The organism is Streptomyces sp. B1I3, assembly GCF_030816615.1.
Taxonomy (GTDB): Bacteria; Actinomycetota; Actinomycetes; order Streptomycetales; family Streptomycetaceae; genus Streptomyces.
This window is the reverse complement of record NZ_JAUSYD010000001.1, coordinates 5277414-5298314: the sequence shown is the minus strand read 5'-3', so window position 1 is coordinate 5298314 and position 20901 is coordinate 5277414. Positions and strand designations below refer to the sequence as shown.

At 72.3% G+C, this 20901-nt stretch carries 16 protein-coding genes, 1 tRNA gene and 1 pseudogene; 10 read left to right on the top strand and 8 right to left on the bottom strand.

What is annotated here, in order from left to right; all coding sequences use genetic code 11:
* Window positions 1–297 precede the first annotated feature (297 nt).
* From QFZ58_RS24170 to QFZ58_RS24130, 9 genes and pseudogenes are all read left to right on the top strand, one after another.
* A tRNA-Arg gene (locus QFZ58_RS24170) sits at window positions 298–370 on the top strand.
* 364 nt (window positions 371–734) lie between these two features.
* The gene (locus tag QFZ58_RS34530) at window positions 735–1055 is read left to right on the top strand and encodes a hypothetical protein (protein ID WP_373428582.1); all 321 of its coding nucleotides are present in this window, start codon (window positions 735–737) and stop codon (window positions 1053–1055) included.
* Window positions 1056–1322: 267 nt separating this feature from the next.
* Complete coding sequence (locus tag QFZ58_RS24160) at window positions 1323–2597, top strand: phosphoribosyltransferase (RefSeq protein ID WP_307126995.1); 1275 nt, start codon at window positions 1323–1325, stop codon at window positions 2595–2597.
* Window positions 2598–2779: 182 nt separating this feature from the next.
* On the top strand, window positions 2780–3352 hold the full coding sequence (locus QFZ58_RS24155; RefSeq protein WP_307126994.1) for a GNAT family N-acetyltransferase: 573 nt from the start codon (window positions 2780–2782) through the stop codon (window positions 3350–3352).
* Between the two features lie 271 nt (window positions 3353–3623).
* Complete coding sequence (locus QFZ58_RS24150; protein ID WP_307126993.1) at window positions 3624–5153, top strand: sugar ABC transporter ATP-binding protein; 1530 nt, start codon at window positions 3624–3626, stop codon at window positions 5151–5153.
* Window positions 5150–6203, top strand: a pseudogene (locus QFZ58_RS24145) (ABC transporter permease). The gene QFZ58_RS24150 and the pseudogene QFZ58_RS24145 overlap by 4 nt, the downstream one beginning before the upstream one ends.
* The gene (locus tag QFZ58_RS24140; protein ID WP_307126992.1) at window positions 6187–7245 is read left to right on the top strand and encodes an ABC transporter permease; all 1059 of its coding nucleotides are present in this window, start codon (window positions 6187–6189) and stop codon (window positions 7243–7245) included. Before QFZ58_RS24145 ends, QFZ58_RS24140 begins: the two are co-directional and overlap by 17 nt.
* A gap of 48 nt (window positions 7246–7293) precedes the next feature.
* Complete coding sequence (gene rhaS / locus QFZ58_RS24135) at window positions 7294–8379, top strand: rhamnose ABC transporter substrate-binding protein (RefSeq protein ID WP_307126991.1); 1086 nt, start codon at window positions 7294–7296, stop codon at window positions 8377–8379.
* A gap of 17 nt (window positions 8380–8396) precedes the next feature.
* Window positions 8397–8711 (top strand): L-rhamnose mutarotase, encoded by a 315-nt coding sequence (locus QFZ58_RS24130; protein WP_307126990.1) that lies wholly within the window; start codon window positions 8397–8399, stop codon window positions 8709–8711.
* A 113-nt stretch (window positions 8712–8824) separates the two neighbouring features.
* Here the strand turns inward: QFZ58_RS24130 and QFZ58_RS24125 are convergent, their stop codons facing one another.
* From QFZ58_RS24125 to QFZ58_RS24115, 3 genes are all read right to left on the bottom strand, one after another.
* Window positions 8825–10411 (bottom strand): von Willebrand factor type A domain-containing protein, encoded by a 1587-nt coding sequence (locus tag QFZ58_RS24125; protein ID WP_307126989.1) that lies wholly within the window; start codon window positions 10409–10411, stop codon window positions 8825–8827.
* 126 nt (window positions 10412–10537) lie between these two features.
* Complete coding sequence (locus QFZ58_RS24120; protein WP_307126988.1) at window positions 10538–11425, bottom strand: ABC transporter permease; 888 nt, start codon at window positions 11423–11425, stop codon at window positions 10538–10540.
* Window positions 11422–14076, bottom strand: coding sequence for an alpha/beta fold hydrolase (locus tag QFZ58_RS24115; RefSeq protein ID WP_307126987.1), 2655 nt, complete (start codon window positions 14074–14076; stop codon window positions 11422–11424). The genes QFZ58_RS24120 and QFZ58_RS24115 overlap by 4 nt, the downstream gene beginning before the upstream one ends.
* Before the next feature lie 247 nt (window positions 14077–14323).
* Here QFZ58_RS24115 and QFZ58_RS24110 point away from each other — a divergent pair, with 247 nt between their 5' ends.
* Window positions 14324–14866 (top strand): zeta toxin family protein, encoded by a 543-nt coding sequence (locus QFZ58_RS24110; RefSeq protein ID WP_307126986.1) that lies wholly within the window; start codon window positions 14324–14326, stop codon window positions 14864–14866.
* On the opposite strand, the gene QFZ58_RS24105 is transcribed toward QFZ58_RS24110, so the two are convergent.
* From QFZ58_RS24105 to iolB, 5 genes are all read right to left on the bottom strand, one after another.
* Window positions 14838–15428 carry a DUF4291 domain-containing protein gene (locus QFZ58_RS24105; RefSeq protein ID WP_307126985.1) on the bottom strand — a complete coding sequence of 197 codons (591 nt, stop codon included), beginning with the start codon at window positions 15426–15428 and terminating at the stop codon, window positions 14838–14840. The two genes, QFZ58_RS24110 and QFZ58_RS24105, sit on opposite strands and share 29 nt — an antisense overlap.
* Before the next feature lie 50 nt (window positions 15429–15478).
* Entirely contained in the window at window positions 15479–16519 is a 1041-nt protein-coding gene (locus QFZ58_RS24100; RefSeq protein WP_307126984.1) for a phosphotransferase family protein, read from the bottom strand.
* A gap of 74 nt (window positions 16520–16593) precedes the next feature.
* Complete coding sequence (locus QFZ58_RS24095; protein ID WP_307126983.1) at window positions 16594–18093, bottom strand: CoA-acylating methylmalonate-semialdehyde dehydrogenase; 1500 nt, start codon at window positions 18091–18093, stop codon at window positions 16594–16596.
* Between the two features lie 13 nt (window positions 18094–18106).
* Window positions 18107–20002, bottom strand: coding sequence for a 3D-(3,5/4)-trihydroxycyclohexane-1,2-dione acylhydrolase (decyclizing) (gene iolD, locus QFZ58_RS24090; RefSeq protein ID WP_307126982.1), 1896 nt, complete (start codon window positions 20000–20002; stop codon window positions 18107–18109).
* Entirely contained in the window at window positions 19999–20883 is an 885-nt protein-coding gene (gene iolB, locus QFZ58_RS24085; RefSeq protein ID WP_307126981.1) for a 5-deoxy-glucuronate isomerase, read from the bottom strand. The genes iolD and iolB overlap by 4 nt, the downstream gene beginning before the upstream one ends.
* Between the last annotated feature and the right edge of the window lie 18 nt (window positions 20884–20901).

Here is a 20901-nt window from a genome sequence, read left to right as displayed (position 1 = left end):
CCCAATTTTGACGGCTTTTTGAAGCGTATAGGCCTCTCTGCGCGGCGAATCCATCCCGGGGGACAGAGGGGACGAGTGGGGCGCAGGCATAACGAGTGCACAACACCCGGGGCGCGAGGCGCCAAAAGCGATGCACTAATCGCACCTACCTGCGATTATCGGTTCGCTTCACCGAACCTCCACATCGTGCCACGCAGGTGAAGCAACCGGGACGAGGTGATCTGAGCCCTATCCTTGTCCCGGCAAGGTCACGGATGGCTTGAACCAGCGCCCTCCGGGCCGTAGAGGCCGGCACCGGCCCCCGTAGCTCAGTGGATAGAGCAGGCGCCTTCTAAGCGCTTGGCCGCAGGTTCGAGTCCTGCCGGGGGCACACAATCCGCACCACGTCGGGCCCTTCCCCGGGAGGGTCTTCCTCCGCAGAGGTCACAGGACGGTAGCGGGGGCGACGTAGCGAGCGCGTAAGCGCCGGACCGTCCCGGCCACGGCGCGAAGGCCCACCGCCGACCGACTGCCACCGCTTCTCCGGGTGGCCACAGTGGCCGGACGGCAACCCTCCAGGGCCGCGCTCAGCGCTCCGGCAGATGCGTGGGTCCGGTGGACCACTCGAGATCCGGCAGGCGCTCACCCAGTAGGGCACCCATGGATATATATCCGTCTTGGCGACGCGCAGCCGTCGCCGGCCCCCCGGACGGTCACGGAGACGTGGCCCAGTACCAGACGGCGAGATCGACATCGTGGCCTTCGTCCTCGGCAAGGGCGAACAGGTCCCCATCGACGCGCACTTCGACTTCTACGGTGCCCCCGAAGATCCGGGCGGCACCCTTTCTACGGTGCCCCCGAAGATCCGGGCGGCACCCTACGGCTGCACGGCGACGGGCCGACCGAACAGACCATCGGTGTCCGTCTCACCGCTCTGCCCCCGCTCGGGACACCGACTGACGGTGGCCCTCGTCGCCGTGGTCCGGGTCGCCGGAGTGCAGACCGAGGAAATCCAGCAGGTCGATGAGGCCGACGCGCAGGACGGGCACGAACCGGGCGAACAGGTCGGTCAGTAGGGCGTTGTGGGCAGCGGCGACCACGGCCGCGTGCAGGGCGATGCCGGCGTCGACGAACGCGGTGTTGCCGGCGCCGCCCGCCGGCCGGCGAGCGCGGCGTGGGGGGAGAGAACCCGGGCAGGTCGGGGGGCTCGCCCCTGCTTGCGCCGCCTCGCCCCGGCTGCGCGAAAGGTGCGACCCTGGGGATGGAGGGATTCCGGGCGCCGGGCTCGCGCACATGTGTCCACCGGCCCGTGGGAACGTCCGCCCGCTTGGAGGCGAACCACTGTGCTGTTCACCGACCGCACGGACGCCGGACGGCAGCTCGCCGGGGCGCTGCGGCACCTGAAGCAGCGCGACCCCGTCGTCCTGGGACTTCCGCGCGGCGGAGTCCCCGTGGCGTCGGAGGTCGCACGGGAGCTGAACGCCCCGCTGGACGTGGCCGTGGTCCGCAAGCTCGGTGTCCCCTACCACCCCGAGCTGGGCTTCGGCGCCCTCGGAGAGGGCGGGGTCCGGGTCATCAGCGACGAGATCGTCCGCCACGCCGGGGTCCGGGAGAAGGACCTCGCGGCCGTCGAGCACGCCGAGGAGGCGGAGCTCGTACGGCGGTCGCGCGCGTACCGGGAAGGCCGTACGCGTCTCCCGCTCGAGGGTCGCGCAGTCATCGTGGTGGACGACGGGATCGCCACCGGGGCGACCGCCAGGGCCGCCTGTCAGGTCGTGCGGGCCCAGGGCGCCGGCTACGTCGTGCTCGCCGTGCCGGTCGCCTCGCCCGACGTGGTCGCCCGGCTGCGCGAGGACGTGGACGAGGTCGTGTGCCTGTCCACGCCGAGCCTCTTCTCCGCCGTGGGTGAGTGGTACCGCGACTTCTCCCAGACCTCCGACGAAGAGGTCGTCTCCCTGCTGGCCCGGGCGCCGCGGGGTGACTCGGCAGCCGAGCGGGCCGAGGAGGTGGAGGTGGCCTCGGCCGGGACCGGCCTCGCCGGGGATCTCGTGCTTCCCCGGGACGCGGAGGCCGTCGTGGTCTTCGCCCACGGCTCGGGCAGCAGCCGCCACAGTCCACGCAACCGTTCGGTGGCGTCCGCCCTGAACAGGGCGGGCCTGGGCACTCTCCTCCTCGACCTCCTCACTCCAGGTGAGGAGGCCGACCGGGCCAACGTCTTCGACATCGGGCTGCTCGCCGGGCGGCTGGCGGACGCCACGCGCTGGCTGCAGCGCCGTGCCTCCCTCCCGGCCGGATCCTTCGGGGCGAGTACGGGAGCGGCGGCTGCGCTGCGGGCCGCCGCCGCACCCGACTCGGGCGTCGGCGCCGTGGTCTGCCGGGGCGGACGCCCCGACCTGGCCGGTGCGGACCTGTCCCGCGTACGGGCGCCCACGCTGCTCGTCGTGGGCGGTGCCGACAGCACGGTGATCGACCTCAACCGGCAGGCGCAGTCGGCACTGCACTGCGAGAACCGGCTGGAGATCGTCCCGGGCGCCACCCACCTCTTCGAGGAACCGGGCGCCCTCGACCGGGTCGCGGAGCTGGCCCGGGACTGGTTCACAGCACACCTCGTTCGGTGACGGGGCGCGCCCTCCCCGCGCAGGGCGACCCCTCACGATCCGCGTACCTGCCTGCCTGCGGTACCCACGTGGACGCGGCCGCACCGAAGCTGTCTGCGCTTCCACGTCTCCCATGGGCAGGAGCGAACGAAGCGTGCGGCCTATCCTGTTCGGAGCGGTCAGGGGCGGGGGCGGGAGCGTTCGTGCGAGTGCGGCTGGTGGAAGGCGGGAGCCTTCCGGCGTACGCCGAGGGGATCCGGCGGGTCTACGCCGAGGTGTTCTCGGCCGCACCGTGGAACGAGGACCCCGCAGCGGCAGCGCTGTACGTCGAGCGGCTCGCCGCCGACGCCGAGCGCCCCGGGTTCACCGCCGCGCTGGCCCTCGACGCCGACTCGGGCACCGTGGGTGGCTTCGCCACCGCTTGGACCACGCCCACCGCCTTCCCCGCCGACCGCAGCTACGGGCATGTCGCCGAGGCGCTCGGCTCCGGGCGCGTCACGGCGTGGCTCTGCGGGGCCCTGGAGGTCGACGAACTGGCCGTCGCCCCGGGCGCACGCGGCGCTGGGCTGGGCGCGGCGCTGCTGAGGGCGGTCTCCGAGTCCGCTCCGGACGGACGGTGCTGGCTGCTGACGTCCGTGCACGCCGAGGCGACGCTGCGGTTCTACCGGCGCGCGGGCTGGCAGCAGGTCCCGGTGCCCATCCCCGGCAGGGCGGGGCTCGTCGTCCTGCTCGGCCCGGACCATCCGGCGGCCGCCGGTCCCGCTCGCCGGCCGTAGAGCGGGACGCCTGGTACGTATGCGCGAGTGGAGCGAGCGATGCGCGACCTACCTGAATCGATTCAAGCGCGCGGAAGATAGTGGTCCGCCACGCGGACTGTCAAGGGTGCACACCCTTTCCCCTCACGCAGGTCGGGCCTCGCCCGCCTCGCTGGAACTTCCGGCCATCAACCCATTGACTGCGCCCGCAATCCCCGTTTAGCTTCCGAGCAACCTCATTGAAACCTTTCACGGCGAGTGGAGCGACACTTCCCACCGCTGAGGAGCTCACATGAACCAGTCCGCCCCGGCCCCGGCCCCAGCCCCGGTCCTGGCCCTGAAGGGCGTGAGCAAGTCCTTCGGTGCCGTACGGGCTCTGCAGGACGTGTCCCTGCAGTTGTTCCCCGGCGAGGCCCACGCACTCGCCGGGGAGAACGGCGCGGGAAAGTCCACGCTGATCAAGGTCCTCGCCGGGGTGCACCGTCCGGACAGCGGCGTGGTCCTGCTCGACGGTGAGCCCGTCGTGTTCCACGGGCCGGCCGACGCCCGGGACGCCGGTATCGCGGTCATCTACCAGGAACCGACGCTCTTCCCCGACCTGTCGATCGCCGAGAACATCTTCATGGGCCGCCAGCCCCGGCGCGCACTGGGCAGGATCGACCGGAAGGCCGTGCACGCGACCACCGCCGGGCTGATGCGCCGTCTCGGCGTCGATCTGGCGCCGGACCGCCCGGCCCGCGGACTGTCGATCGCCGACCAGCAGATCGTAGAGATCGCCAAGGCGCTGTCCTTCGACGCCCGCGTGCTGATCATGGACGAGCCGACCGCCGCACTCACCGGCAGCGAGACGGCCCGCCTCTTCTCCGTCGTGCAGGCGCTGCGCGCCGAAGGCGCCGCCGTGCTGTTCATCTCTCACCGCCTCGACGAGATCTTCCGGCTGTGCCGGCGCGTCACGACATTGCGCGACGGCCGGTGGATCTCCTCCGAGCCGCTGGGGGGCCTCACCGAGGACGACCTGGTCCGCAGGATGGTCGGCCGTGACCTCGACGACCTCTACCCGAAGCAGGACGCCGAGGTCGGCGAAGTCGCCCTGTCGGTGCACCGGCTGACCCGCGAGGGCGTCTTCCACGACGTGTCCTTCGACGTACGCCGCGGCGAGATCGTCGCCCTCGCCGGGCTCGTCGGCGCGGGGCGCACCGAGGTCGCCCAGGCGGTCTTCGGCGTCGACCGTGCCGACGCGGGCGAGGTGAAGGTGGGCGGCGCGGTGCTGCGGCCCGGCTCGCCCACCGCCGCGATGGCCGCCGGGCTCGCGCTCGTACCCGAGGACCGCCGCCAGCGCGGGCTGGTCATGGATATGTCGATCGAGCGCAACATCGGCCTCACCGGCCTCGCCGAGGTCCGTAAGCGTGGTCTCGTCAGCCGGGCCCTGGAACACGACCGGGCCGCCGACTGGGCGGTGCGTCTCCAACTCAAGTACAGCCGGCTGGCCGACACCGTGGGCGTCCTCTCCGGCGGCAACCAGCAGAAGGTCGTCCTGGCCAAGTGGCTGGCGACGGGCCCGTCCGTGCTGATCGTCGACGAGCCGACCCGGGGGATCGACGTCGGCACCAAGGCGGAGGTCCACCGGCTGCTCTCCTCACTGGCGGCGGACGGCCTCGCCGTCCTGATGATCTCCTCCGACCTGCCGGAGGTCATCGGCATGGCCGACCGGGTGCTCGTGATGCACGAGGGCCGGCTCGTCGCCGAGATCCCTCGCGTGAGCGCCACCGAGGAATCGGTCATGGCCGCGGCCACCGGACGTACCGGGAGGGCAGCGGCATGACCACCACCGTCGAGAACCCCCCGGACACCGTGAAGGAACCGCGACGGAGTGCGTCCTCGCTCGTGGACGCGGTCTTCCGGGCCCGCGAGATCTCCATCGCGGGGGCCCTGGCCCTGCTGATCCTCGGCACCTACATGGCCAACCCCCGCTTCCTGTCCGACCAGGGCATCAAGGACCTGCTGCTCAACGCGTCGATCCTGGTCCTGCTCGCGGTCGGCCAGTCCGCCGTCGTGATCACCCGCAACATCGACCTCTCGGTCGGTTCCGTCGTCGGCCTCTCCGCCTTCGCCTGCGGCAAGTTCGTCGCGAGGACGGACCACGGGGTGCTGACCGTGATGCTGCTCGGCATCGCCATCGGTGTCGTCTGCGGACTGGTCTCCGGCGCCCTCGTCAGTTTCGGCGGGGTTCCCGCGCTCGTCGTGACCCTCGGCATGCTCTACGTCATCCAGGGCGTCGACTACTGGTGGGCCCAGGGCGACCAGATCAGCGCGGCGGACGTGCCGGAAGCGGTCCTCGGCCTCGGCAGCGGCAGCGTGCTGGGCGTCCCGTACCTCCCGCTGATGGCCCTGGTCCTGCTCGCGGCGACCACGTACTACCTGCGCAGCTACCGTTCGGGCCGTGAGCTGTACGCGATCGGGTCGAGCCCCGAGGCCGCCCGGCTCGCCGGCCATCCCGATCCGCCGCCGGGTGCTCGCCGCGTACGCCTTCTCCGGGGCCGTCGCCGGATTCGCCGGCGCCCTGTGGCTCGCCCGCTTCGGCACCGTCGTCGCCGACAACGCGCACGGCTGGGAACTGACCGTCGTCAGCGCCGTCGTCGTCGGCGGTGTCGCCATCACCGGCGGCACCGGCACGGTATGGGGCGCCGCGCTCGGAGCCCTGCTGCTCACCACCATCGGCAGCGTCCTGGTCGTCCTGAAGGTGGACTCCTTCTGGCAGGGCGCGATCACCGGTGCGCTCCTCCTGCTGGCCATCAGCGTCGACCGGATCGTGAACCTGCGGATGACCGCCGCACTGAGGAAGAGGAGCGCCCGTCATGACCACGGCGCCTGACACGAAGAAGGCTCCCACGCCGCGCACCGGACCGAAGTCCTCTCCCCTGCGCGGCCTGGCGCTCCGCTGGGACACCGCGGTCGGTGTCCTGCTGGTGGCGGTCCTGATCGTCGGACTCGGCGGCACGGAGGGCTTCGGATCGAGCGAGAACCTCGCGTTCGCCTTCAACGACATCGCCGAGGTCGCCGTCATCGCGCTGCCGATGACCCTCCTGGTCGTTGCGGGGCAGGTCGACCTGTCGGTCGCCTCCATGCTGGGCCTGGGCAGTGCGCTGACGGGTGCCCTGTGGGAGGCGGGCTGGGCCTTCGAGACGATCGTGCCGGTGGTGCTCCTGGTGGGCGTCGCCGGAGGCCTCCTCAACGGCTGGCTGGTCACGAGGGTGGGGCTGCCGTCCCTTGCCGTCACCATCGGCACCCTGGCGCTCTACCGCGGTCTGGCGTCGGTGGCACTCGGCAGCGACGCGGTGACCGACTTCCCGCAGGTGTCCGCGGACTGGGCCATCGACACCACGACCGTCCCCGGCACCTTCCTCACCTATCCCGTCCTGCTCTTCGCCGTGCTGGCCGTGGTCACCGCGGTGGTGCTGCACGCCACCGGCCTGGGCCGCTCGCTCTACGCGATCGGCGCCCAGGAGGAGGCCGCGTACTTCGCCGGCATCCGGGTCAAGCGGATCAAGCTGCTGCTCTTCGTCGTGACCGGCCTGTTCTCCGCCTTCGCGGGCATCGTCTTCACCCTCCGTTACGGAAGCGCCCGCGCGGACAACGGCCTCGGCTTCGAGATGCTCGTCATCGCCTCCGTCCTGCTCGGCGGCATCGACTTCGACGGCGGGAAGGGCACGCTTTTCGGCGCGGTCGCCGGTGTCCTGCTGATCGGCGTCCTGAAGAACCTGCTCACCCTCAACGACATCGCCAACGAGGTACAGGTCATCGTGACCGGGCTGCTGCTCGTGGCGTCCGTCCTGACTCCCCGCGTCATCGCCGCCGCCGTCGAACGACGGCACAGGCGGGCCGCGACCGCTCCGGCACCCCGCACCCAGCCGTAACCCCCGCTCCCTCTGGGGACCTCCCTCGTCGAAAGGCACCACGCCGCCATGATGCTCCGCACCGCCACCGGGCGCCGCGCCGTCGCGACCGCCGCCACCGCCGTCTCCCTCACGCTCGCCCTGGCCGCCTGTTCCGGTACCACGAAGGACAGCGCGGACAACGACAGCGCGAAGGCCGGCACCTCCGCGAAGGCCGACCCGGACGCACCGCTGAAGAAGGGCCTGAAGCTCGCGTTCCTGCCCAAGCAGATCAACAACCCGTACGAGAAGATCGTGGACGAGGCGGGGATCGCCGCGGCGAAGGAGTACGGCGGTACGGGCAAGGAGGTCGGGCCGTCCGACGCCGGCGCCTCCTCCCAGGTCAGCTACATCAACACCCTGATCCAGCAGCGCCAGGATGCGATCCTGGTCGCCGCCAACGACCCGAACGCGGTGTGCGGCCCGCTCAAGCAGGCCATGAAGAAGGACATCAAGGTCGTCGCCTACGACTCCGACACGGCGAAGGACTGCCGCCAGCTCTTCATCAACCAGGCCGGCTCCGAGGAGATCGGCCGCAGCCTGGTCCAGCACCTCGGCGAGCAGATCGGCTACAAGGGCAAGGTCGCGATCCTGTCGGCCACCCAGAACGCGACGAACCAGAACACCTGGATCGAGTTCATGAAGGAGGAGCTGAAGCTCCCCGCGTACAAGGACATGGAGCTGGTCAAGGTCGCGTACGGCGACGACGCGGACCAGAAGTCCTTCCAGCAGACGCAGGGCCTCATGCAGGCCTACCCCGACCTCAAGGGCATCATCTCCCCCACGACCGTCGGCATCGCCGCCGCGGCCCGCTACCTGAGCGACTCCTCGTACAAGGGCGAGGTCGTGCTCAACGGGCTCGGCACGCCGAACCAGATGCGCAAGTACGTCAAGGACGGCACCGTCGAGCAGTTCTCGCTCTGGAACCCGGAGGAGCTCGGCTACCTCGGCTCGTACGCCGCTGCCGCGCTGGCGTCGGGGCAGATCACCGGCGCCGAGGGCGAGAAGTTCACGGCGGGCAAGCTCGGCGAGTACACCGTGGGCAAGGACGGCGAGGTCATCCTCGGCGAGCCCACGGTCTTCGACGCCGGGAACATCGACACCTTCGACTTCTGAGCGGGGGAAGCACCTTCATGCGACGTGTCTGCTTCCTGCTGAAGGTCCGCGCCGACCGGGCGGACGAATACCGTGAACGCCACGCCGCCGTGTGGCCGGACATGCTCGCCGCCCTGTCGGAGGCCGGCTGGCACAACTACTCGCTCTTCCTGCGCGAGGACGGCCTGCTCGTCGGCTACCTGGAGACGGAGGACTTCGTCGCCGCCCGGGAGGCGATGGCGGCGACCGAGGTCAACGACCGGTGGCAGCGGGAGATGGCGGAGTTCTTCGAGCAGCCGGAGGCCGCCGACGAAGCCATGGTCCCGCTGACCGAGGTGTTCCACCTGGCCTAGGAGCCAGGCCCTGACAGTCCGGAGCCGGTGGCTGCCCGATGTGTTCCGGCGGCCGTCACCGACAGGGACGGGCCCGGCGGGGAGCGATCCCCTGCCGGGCCCGGGCGGCGCCGTCAGCCGACTTCGCCTTCGCCTTCGTCACCCGGCGGTTCGTCGCCACCGCCGCTCCTGATCCGGTCCGCCTGCTCGATCGCCGTCGCGAGCTTCTCCACCGAGCTGTCCTCGGTGGACCCGGCCAGCTTCCGTGCGCGGGCGGCGAGTTCGCCGAGTGCGGGCCTCCCCGGCAGGTCGCCGCCGCGCAGTGTGTCCGCGAAGTACGCGGCGACGGCGGTCACCTGGAGGCGTGGGCTGTCACCGCCCCAGAGCTTCCCGTCGATCGCACCGGTCTCCACCGACCCGGTCGCCTCGTGCGCCTTGCGTGTCTCCGGGTCCAGCCAGCGTACGGTCGCCGTCGCCACGTGGCCGGTGGCGCCGGCACGGAGGCGTACGGCGTAGAGCGCGGTCACCGTGTGCCCGGGACCGACCTCGCCGCCGTCCACGCCGTCGTCACGGAAGTCGTCGTCGGCGACCTTGCGGTTCTCGTAGCCGATGAGCCGGAACTGCTGCACCGTCCTGCGGTCGAAGGCCACCTGCGCCTTGGCGTCCCGGGCCCGCAGTTCGACGTGGGCGGGGAGCTGGTCGACGAAGACCTTCCGGGCCTGGGCCTCGTCGCCGATGTAGGTGGTGTCGCCGTCGCCCTTGTCGGTGAGGCGCTCCATCAGAGCGTCGCCGTAGTCGCTGCCGACACCGACGCCGAAGAGCGTGATGCCGTACTTCTCGCGTGCGTCGCCGATCCGCTCCAGGATCGCGTCGGCGTCGGTCTCACCGGTGTTGGCGAGCGCGTCGGACAGCAGGACGACCCTGTTGCCGGCGCCCTCCCGGTAGCCCTTGACGGCCTCGGCGTACCCCCTCGTGACGCCCGCTGCCACGTTCGTGGAGTCGGTGGGTTCCATCTCCTCGATGGCGTCGCGCACCCTCGTGCGGTTGCCCCGGAGGCGGGTCATCGGCAGCCGGGTCTCGGCCTCGTCGCTGAAGGTGACGAGGGAGACGGAGTCGTCGTCGCGCAGTTCGTCGGCGACGATGCCCAGCGACGTCTTGGCCAGGTCGAGTCGGCCGGGTTCGGCCATCGATCCGGAGATGTCGACGACGAAGGTCAGTGCGGCGGGGGGGCGTTCACCCGTCCCGGCGGCGGCCCTGGTGGCCAGCCCGACCCGCACGAGTGACCAGTCGGCGGCGTCGGCGCCCGGCCTGGCGCCGTCCACGCCGACCGAGAAGCCGTTGCCCTCCGGCTGCTCGTAGCCCTGGCGGAAGCTGTTGACGAACTCCTCCGGGCGCACCGTCTCCGCCGCCGGCAGGCTTCCGTCGCCGAGGGTGCGGCGGGCGTATCCGTAGCTGGCGGTGTCCACGTCGAGGGCGAAGGTCGACAGGTAGTCGGGCGGCGCGGCCTCCCGGTCGCCGCCGTCCTCCTTCCGCTGGACGCCGTCCGGTGCGGCGGACTGCGCCCCGGGGGCGGGCTGTGCGCCCCCGGGGCCGCGTGCACCGCTGTTGCGGTCGGCCGCGGAGTCGCCGCTCGTCCCCGTCCCGCTGCATCCCGTGATCAGCATGCCGCCTGCCAGCAGCAGAACCAGCGCGCTGCGGTGTGTCCTTGTCCGGCGTTCCATCCGTACCCCCCGCGTCGTCAGCATCTGTGAATGTGACGTACGGGGCGCCCGGCTGGAGCAGACGAACGTGTTGCGGATCCGTCTCGATGCGGCAACACCGCCCGGGAACGCGGCGGAACACCGGCTTCAGGACACGATGTCCTTACGGCTGAACCCTCGGAAGGCGAGGGCGAACAGGATCAGGGCGTACGTCACCGAGACCGCCGCCCCCTTGACCATCCCGCCCCACTCCAGGTCCGGCTGGAGGGCGTCCGCCCAGGCGAACTGCCAGTGCGCGGGCAGGAACTCGCGCCAGGACCCGAGGGCGGTGACGGCGTCCAGGACGTTGCCGACGATGGTCAGCCCCACCGCGCCACCGACCGCGCCCAGCGGTGCGTCGGTCTTCGTCGACAGCCAGAACGCCAGGGCGGCCGTGACCAGTTGGGACACGAAGACGAACGCGACGACGAGGGCGAGGCGCGGCACGGTGTCGGCCGTGCCGAGCGCGCCGCCGGTGGGCAGCTGGAGAGGCCCCCAGCCGTACGCTGCGGCGCCCGCGGCCAGGGCGACGAGCGGCAGCAGCACCATGGCCGCCAGGCTGAAGCCGAGCGCCACGACCAGCTTGCTCCACAGCAGCCGGGAACGCGGTACGGGCGCCGCGAGGAGGTAGCGCAGCGAGGACCAGCTCGCCTCCGACGCGACGGTGTCCCCGCAGAACAGGGCCACCGGCACCACCAGCAGGAAACCGGCGGAGACGAACAGGCAGGTCGCCGCGAAGTTCGCGGCCGACTCCGTGGCGACGTCCATCAGATTGATCCGCGAGCCGCCTCCCCCGTCGCCGCCTTCGCCACCGGGGGTGCCGCCGATGGCGAAGGCGACGATCAGGACGAACGGCAGGGCGGCCAGCACCCCGCCCATGAGCAGGGTGCGGCGCCTGCGCAGCTGGCGCATCGCCTCGACGCGCAGTGGCAGGGTGCGGCGGGCGTGGTAACCGGGGGCTTCGGCGAGGCTTCGGAGCTCGGTTGCGGCGCTCATGCGGAACCTCCGGAGATGAGGGTGAGGAAGGCGTCCTCCAGGCGGCGGTGCGGGCCGACACCCGTCACCAGCACGTCGAGCCGGACCAGTTCGGCGACCAGCCGGTCCGCGGTGGCTCCGTCGAGGCGGACGAGCAGCCCGTGGCCTTCGTCCACGCGGACGGCCGAGCCGATGCCGGGCAGCGCGGACACCTTGTCCACCAGCGGTTCGGCGACCTCCTGTGCGGTGGTCACCAGCAGCATGTCGCCGCTGCCGGTGATCTCGGCGACCGGGCCGGCCTGCACGAGCCGGCCGCGGTCCATGACCACCAGGTGGGTGCAGGACTGCTCGACCTCGGAGAGGAGGTGGCTGGAGACGATCACGGTGCGCCCGCCGGCCGCGTACCGGATCATCACGTCCCGCATCTCGCGGATCTGGGGCGGGTCCAGGCCGTTGGTCGGTTCGTCGAGGATGAGCAGGTCGGGCATTCCGAGCATGGCCTGGGCGATCGCGAGCCGCTGCCGCATGCCCTGGGAGTAGGTGCGCACGGCGCGGGCCAGGGCGTCGCCGAGTCCGGCGATCTCCAGGGCCTCTTCGATGTGCGCGTCCTCGGCGGGCCGGCCGGTGGCCTGCCAGTACAGCTCGAGGTTGGCACGGCCCGACAGGTGCGGGAGGAAGCCGGCGCCCTCGACGAAGGAACCCACCCGGGACAGTACGGGCGCCCCTGGGCGGATGGCGTGACCGAACACCCGGATCTCACCGGCGTCGGGGGTGATGAGCCCCATCAGCATGCGCAGGGTGGTGGTCTTGCCCGCGCCGTTCGGTCCGAGGAGGCCGAGTACCTGCCCCTTCCCGACCCGGAAGCCCAGCTCCCGGACCGCGTAGCGGTCGGAGGACTTGGCGTACTTCTTCGACAGGCCGGTGATCTGCAGCGGTACGCCGGTCAGTGCCGGGTCCGGCGCGGGGGTCGCGGTGCGCCGGCGGGCGGTGAGCAGGAGTACGGCGGCGACGGCGAGCGCGGCGGCCGGCAAGCCCCAGGTCCACCAGGGCAGGGTGGCCGACGCGGTCTTCACGGCAGGGGCGGTGGGGACGGTCAGCGGGCCGTCCGGGGAGACGGTGTACGTGGCCGGTTCGGCGGGGGAGGCGTAGCCGAGATCGGTCGCGGACAGCACGAGGCGCAGCCGGTGCCCTGCGTCGACCTCGTGGTCGACGGCCGGGAGCGTCAGCTCAGACGGCTTGCCCTGCTCCCCCGGCGGGATCCGGTAGGGGGCGACGAGCTGGGAGGGCAGCACCTGCTGCTTCCCGTCCGGCGATACGTCGTACACCTTCCCGAACAGCACCGCGTCGCCGTGGTCCGCCTTCACGTTCACGCGGACGGTTGGCGAACCCGTGACACGCAGGGAGGTGTCCAGCGGGGCGGAGTCGAAGCGCGCGTACTGGCCCGGGAAGTCGAGGGAGAGGCCGACGCCGAGGGAGGACAGCTGGGAGAGCCCGCCGCCGACTCCGGGCACGGCGGAGATCGAGGGGGGATTGGCTCCGGCGGGGTTGCGGAAGGTCTGGGTCCGCGGGTTCTGCAGGGCGACCTCCCGACCACCGCTCAGCAGCCCCGGATAGGTGGCGCCGTCCGCGCCGCGCTGGAGGGCCGCGCCGTCGGTGGAGTCGATGCCCCCGGTGCGGGTCACGCGGAAGGCGGGTCCGGTGCCGGCGCCCTCGTCCTCCTTGAGGTAGCGGTCGAACCAGTCGCCGATCCGGCTCTGGACGCGGGCGCCCTCCATGTCGCCGCCGTCGTGCCCGCCCGCGATCCAGTCGACGGACACGGGAGCGCCGTTGGCGCGGACGGCCTCGGCCATGGCGTCGGCCTGTCCGAGCGGGAAGAGGGAGTCGGTCTGTCCCTGCACGATGAGCGCGGGCACGTCGATGCGGTCGGCCACGGCTACGGGGGAACGTTCCGTCAGCAGCGCGCGGGCGGCCTCGTCCGGCTTCCCGCTGACGGCGACCCGCTCGTACATCTCGCACAGCCGCTTCTCGAACTTCTGGCAACCGCCGCCGGTGGTGACGAAGATCCCGGCCCAGAGCTTCTTGAACACCCCGTCCGGGAAGAGCGCGTCGGCCAGGTTCCAGTAGGTGATCATCGGGGCGATGGCGTCGACCCGCTTGTCGTGTCCGGCGGCGAGCAGCGACACCGCGCCCCCGTACGACGCGCCGGTGACGCCGACCCGGGGGTCGCCCTTCGCGTCGAGCTCGACCTCGGGCCGCTCCGCCAGCCAGTCGATGAGCCCCGACACGTCCTTGACCTCGGCGTCGGGCGCGTTGAGCGAGATCGCCCCGGCGGTCTTCCCGAAGCCACGGGCGGACCAGGTCATCACGGCGTACCCGTCGGCGGCCAGTTTCCGGGCCTGAGCGCGCACGTCGTCCTTGCTGCCGCCGAAGCCGTGGCCGATGAGGACGGCGGGCCTGCGCTGCGAGCCCCCGGTCGTGAAGTAGGAGGTGTCGACGCTCACCCCGTTCGTCCGGATCATCCGGTCCTGGCGGTGCACGGCCGGCGCACCGTCGTCGGCGACGGCGGCCCAGGTACCGGCGCCCACGAGCACGGCGAGCGCGGCGACGGCTGCGGCCCACCGGCCACGCGTCCGGGGCAGCCGGCGGCGCCACCGGGAAGTCGGTTTCTCCATGACTCGACCCTAGACGGAGCGTCCGGCACCCCGAGGTGCCCCCGGGGTGAGGTGCCCGGCATCCCTGGGAGGTACGACAGCCCCTTCCCGTACTCCGTATGCGGTATGCCGACGCCATGAAAGGCACACAAGGGACATCCACTCCTGCGGGAGTGGGCGGCCGCCTCCTGCCGGCGACGGCCGTCCGGCGCCGCCCGCCACGGAAAGGGGTCGCGGCACGGGGCGAGGCCCTGGCACGCTGCTGCGTATGGATCACCCCGAAGTCCTTCTCATCGGTGGCCGGGCGGGCGCCGGCAAGACGACGGTGGGCTGGGAGGTCTCCGACCGGCTCCGGGCCACGGGGACGGCACACGCGATCGTCGAGGGCGACTACCTGGGCCAGGTCCACCCCGCCCCGGCCGGGGACCCGCACCGCTCCTCGGTCACGGAGGCCAATCTGACGGCGGTGTGGCGGAACTACGCGGGACTGGGCTACCGGCGCCTGATCTACACGAACACGGTGAGCGTGCTGTCGGACGCGGCGCCGATGTTCGAGCGGGCTCTCGGGCCCGGCGTACGGATCGTCCGGGTCCTGCTCACCGCGACGGATGCCACGGCCCTCGAACGGCTCTCGGCCCGGGAGATCGGCACCTCCCTGGACCGTGAGGTGGCCGGCAGTGCCCGCAAGGCGCGCCTGCTGGACGCCCAGGCTCCGCCGGACACCCGCAGGGTGGTGACGGACGGGCGGACGGTCGCGGAGATCGCCGCCGAGGTCCTGGCTCTCACGGGCTGGCAGGGACGGGGGCGTTGAGGCCCGCGAGGGGCTGCTCGTCCGGCAGGAGCGCGGTCGCGCGGTCCAGGTCTCCTGCCCGGACCAGCCCGTGGATCTCCCGGGCGAGCGGCGTGACATCGCGGACGGAGACGAGCCACTCGTCCGCGTACCGCCGCGCCGCCTCGCCACTCAGCCCCAGCTGGAGGGAACGGTGGGGCAGCGGGTTGAGGCGCAGATCGCGTTCGGGGTCCCACTGCACCCGTGCGGCGCTGCGGCGCAGGCTTCGCTGCCAGGTGGCGTGGTCGGGGTGCACTCCCCGTACGTAGTGCGAGAGTTCGGCGTTCTCCAGCGCCCACGCGAAGCCGTCGCGGGTGATCTCGACGGCGAGCACGGTCTCCTGCCCCTCCTTCGTGCCCCAGCCGCAGCGATACATCATCCACAGGAAGCTCGGCTTGATCCAGGTCATGCGGTCGCGCTTCCAGGCGGCGGGGAACCGTCCGTCGCGGGCCGCCGGGAGACCGATGGCGGGCGGGTACGCCTGGTAGACGGTGAGCGTCGTGGCCGTGTGCAGGGCGCGGATCTCGTGGTGCGGTGCGGTCATGGCATCCAGGATGGGCCGGGTGACGCGCCCGTGGCCACGGCTTTTCCCGGCTACGGGCGCCGTTCGAGGACCGGGCGCAGTCCCGGCCAGCGGTGTGCGGCGGCGCGTCGCAGTTCCGCCGCCAAGCCTGTGAGGGCGCGCAGCCCGGGCTGCGCCGGGGCCATGGCGGCGACCACTGCGAGCCGGTGGACGAGCCGCCTGCGGGCGGTTGCTGTGCCCCACTCCCAGTCCTCGTCCGGGAGACGTGCCAGGTGGTCGGCGGTGCCGCGGTGGGCGCGCTGGACCAGGGCGTCGCCGCGGATCAGCCAGCCCGCGCAGGCGTCGGCGAGTCCGGTGTCCGGGAGCAGGGTGCCGGTCGCGGCGAGCCAGGCCGAGCGATAGGCGGCCTCCGCGCGTGCCAGCAGGGGTGCGGAGGCTCGTGTGACGCACCAGCAGCTCGGGAACCCGATGCGGAGGTAGGCGAGTTCCATCAGTCCGCTGCCGAGCGAGGCCTGCTCGAAGTCGATGAACCTGACACCCTCGGGGGTGTGCAGGTCGTTGCCCGGGCACGGGTCGCCGTGGAGCAGCGCGGTCCCCTCCGCCCCGCCCAGGCGCTCCACCAGGGCGTGCAGCTCGTCCTCTGCGCCCGGCGCAGCGTGGACCCCGAGGGTCTCTGCCAGGGTGAGGAAGGACGCGACGTCGGCCGGGGTGGGGCCCTGCCAGCGTGGCAGGGCTCCCGCGTCGCCGGGAACCGCGGTGGAGTGCAGCCGGGCGAGGGCCGCCGCGTAGCCGACGATCCAGTCGGCGGCGGGACGCCGGTGGTCGAGGTGTTCGAGGACGAGCACCCGCTCGTCGGGGTCGGTGCCGAGCAGCCTGGGCACGACGGGTGCTCCGGGGGCCCTGGCCGCGATGCGCAGGGCGGCCACCTCGCGCTCGTACCGCTCGTCGGCCTCGGGGCCCGCCACCAGCTGCTTCAGTACCGCCGGCCCCGCGGCCAGCTCGATGCGCCAGACGCGGGAGCGGGGGCTGCTCGCCAGCTCGGCCGGATGCGCGGGTGGCCCCAGTCGCTCGCTGAGAATTGTGCCGAACGGAAGCCGCGACGCCGTCACCATGCCTCAGTCTCGCACCCGGGACCGCCGGCGCCCCCGCCTCCGGGAGGCGGGGGCGGGGGAAGGCCGGACGGGCCTCAGTGGTTGCGGGGGAATCCCAGGTCGACGCCTGACGGGGCGTCGGCCGGGTCCGGCCAGCGGGTGGTGACGACCTTGCCCCGGGTGTAGAAGTGCACGCCGTCGTTGCCGTAGACGTGGTGGTCGCCGAAGAGCGAGTCCTTCCAGCCGCCGAAGGAGTGGTAGCCGACCGGCACCGGGATCGGGACGTTGACGCCGACCATGCCGGCCTCGATCTCCAGCTGGAACCGGCGGGCGGCACCGCCGTCGCGGGTGAAGATCGCGGTGCCGTTGCCGAACGGCGAGGCGTTCATGAGGGCGACGCCGTCCTCGTAGGTGTCGACGCGCAGGACGCACAGGACGGGTCCGAAGATCTCGTCCCGGTAGGCGTCGGAGTCCGTGGAGACGTGGTCGAGGAGGGAGAGGCCGATCCAGTGGCCGTCCTCGAAGCCCTCCACCGTGTGGCCCGTGCCGTCCAGGACGACGTCGGCCCCCTGGGCGGCGGCGCCGGTGACGTAGGAGGCGACCTTGTCCCGGTGGGCGGCGGTGATGAGCGGGCCCATCTCGGATGCGGGGTCGGTGCCGGGGCCGATCGTGATCTTCTCGGCGCGTTCCTTGATCCGGGCCACGAGTTCGTCGCCGATCGCGCCGACGGCGACGACGGCCGAGATGGCCATGCAGCGCTCCCCGGCGCTGCCGTAGGCGGCGGAGACGGCGGCGTCGGCCGCCGCGTCCAGGTCGGCGTCCGGGAGGACCAGCATGTGGTTCTTCGCGCCGCCCAGCGCCTGGACGCGCTTGCCGTTGGCGGAGGCCGTCGCGTGGATGTGGCGGGCGATCGGGGTGGAGCCGACGAAGGAGACGGCGGCGACGTCGGGGTGGGCGAGGAGGGCGTCGACGGCCACCCGGTCGCCGTGCAGGACGTTCAGCACACCGTCGGGCAGGCCGGCCTCACCCGCCAGTTCGGCCAGCAGGTTGGCGGCGGACGGGTCCTTCTCGCTGGGCTTGAGCACGAAGGTGTTGCCGCAGGCGATGGCCAGCGGGAACATCCACATCGGCACCATGGCCGGGAAGTTGAACGGCGTGATGCCCGCGACGACGCCGATCGGCTGGCGGATCGAGGACACGTCGACCCGGCTGGAGACCTGGGTGGACAGCTCGCCCTTGAGCTGGGTGGTGATCCCGCAGGCCAGCTCGACGATCTCCAGACCGCGGGCGACCTCGCCGAGCGCGTCGGAGTGCACCTTGCCGTGCTCGGCGGTGATGAGCGCGGCGATCTCGTCGCGGTGGGCGTCCAGCAGGGCCCGGTAGCGGAAGAGGACGGCGGTGCGGGCGGAGAGCGAGGTGGTGCCCCACGTCGCGTACGCGCTCTTCGCGGCGGCGACCGCGGCGTCGGTCTCCTCCACCGAGGCGAGCGCGACCTGGGTGGTGACGGCGCCGGTCGCCGGGTCGGTGACCGGGCCGTAGGTGCCCGACGTGCCCTCGACGGTCTTGCCACCGATCCAGTGGTTGACGGTCTTCATGACGGGGTCTCCTTCACAGGTGGCGGCGTCGGGCTGCGATCTGCCGGTCGTACTCTTCACGCGCCTCGGCCGCCGACGGGCGGGTCGCGGTCTCGGCTACGGGAACATCCCACCACGCCTGTGCCGGAGGGGGCCCCGACACTGTGTCTGCCGTTTCGGTCTCCACGTAGACACAAGTGGGGCGGTCCGCGCCGCGTGCCTCGGTGAGGGCCGCGCGCAGGTCGGCCACGGACTTCGCCCGCAGCACCCGCATGCCGAGGGAGGCCGCGTTGGCCGCGAGGTCGAGGGGGAGCGGGAAGCCGGTGTAGCCGCCGTCGCCGTCCCGGTAGCGGTAGGCCGTGCCGAAGCGTTCGGCGCCGACGGACTCGGAGAGACCCCCGATGGACGCGTATCCGTGGTTCTGCAGGATGACGAGCTTGATGGGCAGGCTCTCCTGCACGGCGGTGACGATCTCGGTGGGATTCATCAGGTACGTGCCGTCGCCGACGAGGGCCCAGACGGGCCGGCCGGGCGCGGCGAGCTGGACGCCGATGGCGGCCGGGATCTCGTAGCCCATGCAGGAGTAGCCGTACTCGACGTGGTACTGGCGCGGGGAGCGGGTCCGCCACAGTTTGTGGAGGTCGCCGGGGAGGGAGCCGGCCGCGTTGATCAGGATGTCGTCCTCGGTGACGAGTGCGTCGAGCAGGCCGAGCACCTGGGCCTGCGTGGGGCGGGCGTCCGGATCGGGGGTCGCGAATGCGGCGTCCACGCGCCGCTCCCAGCGGTCCTTGGCGGCGGCGTACTCGCTCTCGTAGCCGGCGTCGACGCGGTGACCGCGTTCGTGCAGGGCGGCGCCGAGTGCTTCGAGGCCGGTTCGTGCGTCCGCGACGAGCGGGAGGGCGGCGAGCTTGTGTGCGTCGAAGCCGGTGACGTTGAGGTTGAGGAAGCGGACCGCCGGGCCGGCGAAGAGGGTGGAGGAGGCGGTGGTGAAGTCGGTGTAGCGGGTGCCGACCCCGATGACGAGGTCCGCTTCCCGAGCCAGTGCGTCGGCCGTCGCCGTGCCGGTGTGGCCGATGCCGCCGACGTCGGCGGGGTGGTCGTGACGCAGGGAGCCCTTGCCCGCCTGGGTGGAGGCGACGGGGATGCGGGTGGCGGCGGCGAAGGCGGCGAGGGTCTCCTCGGCGGCGCTGTGGTGGACGCCGCCGCCCGCGACGATCAGGGGCCGGCGGGCGCTGCGCACCGCCCGTACCGCCTGCTCCAGCTCGTACGGGTCGGGGGCGGGCCGCCGTACGTGCCAGACGCGTTCGGCGAAGAACTCGGCCGGCCAGTCGTACGCCTCCGCCTGGACGTCCTGGGGCAGCGCGAGCGTGACGGCGCCCGTGCCTGCCGGGTCGGCGAGGGTCCGCATCGCCTGCAGGGCCGCCGGGATCAGCGCCTCGGGACGGGTGACGCGGTCGAAGTAGCGGGAGACGGGGCGCAGGCAGTCGTTGACGGACACGTCGCCCGCGTACGGCACCTCGAGCTGCTGGAGCACCGGATCGGCGGGGCGGGTGGCGAAGGTGTCACCGGGCAGCAGCAGGACGGGGAGGTGGTTGACGGTGGCGAGGGCCGCGCCGGTGACGAGGTTGGTGGCGCCGGGGCCGATGGAGGTGGTCACGGCCTGCGCGGAGAGCCGGCCGGACTGGCGGGCGTAGCCGACGGCCGCGTGCACCATGGCCTGTTCGTTGCGGCCCTGGAGGTAGGGCATCGCGGGCCCGGACTCGACGAGCGCCTGCCCGATGCCCGCGACGTTGCCGTGGCCGAAGATGCCCCAGGTGGCGGCGACGAGCCGCCGGCGCCGGCCGTCGCGCTCGGTGTACTGGCGGGCGAGGAAGGCGATCAGCGCCTGGGCGGTGGTCAGCCTGCGGGTGGCGGCGCGGGGCGTGGTCATCGGCCGGCCTCCCGGTCGTACAGCGGGAGGCGTGGGTCGACCGGTTCGGCCGGCCAGGTGTCACGGATCCAGCGGTGGCCGGGGTGGTCGCGGATCAGCCACTCGCGGTGCTCGCCCGGGCCGGCCATCACGTTCAGGTAGTACAGGGTGCGGCCGGGCGGGGCTACGGACGGGCCGTGCCAGCCGTCGGGGATCAGGACGGCGTCCCCGGTGGCGACCTCCGCGAGGACGTCCGTGCCGCCCGGGCGGGACGGGGACACCCGGTGGTAGCCGAGGCCGTCGCCCTCGACCTCGAAGTAGTAGATCTCCTCGAGTTCGGACTCGACGCCGGGTTCGTGCTCGTCGTGCTTGTGCGGCGGGTACGAGGACCAGTTGCCGCCCGGGGTGAGGACTTCCACGGCGATGAGCCGGTCGCACGCGAACGTGTCCGCGGCGGCGAAGTTGTTGACCTGCCGGGAGCAGGAGCCGGCGCCCCTGAGCTCGACCGGTACCTCCGGCGCGGGGCCGTAGCGAGCGGGGAGTCGTCGCTCGCACTTCGCTCCTGCCAGGGCGAAGCGGCCTCCTGCGCCGGAGGCGATCTGTGCGCGGGCATCACGCGGCAGATAGGCGAAATCGGTCACTGCGCCGAACACACTGTCCCTGCCCCGCAAGGCAAAGATCTCACCTGCCACCCGCACCGTACAGCCGCCGGTCAACGGCAGAACGATCCATTCGCTCTCCCCGGTGACCAGCGTGTGAACACCGCCCGGCGCGAGCTCCAGGACCCGCAGGCTCGACCGGTCCCAGCCGGCCGTGTCCGGGCCGATGTCCAGGGCGTACGGGCCGTTCGCCGTGTCCCCGGCCCGGAGGTGGTACCGCTGCTGCTCGCTGCGCGTCGTCATGGCCGCATCCCTACCCCG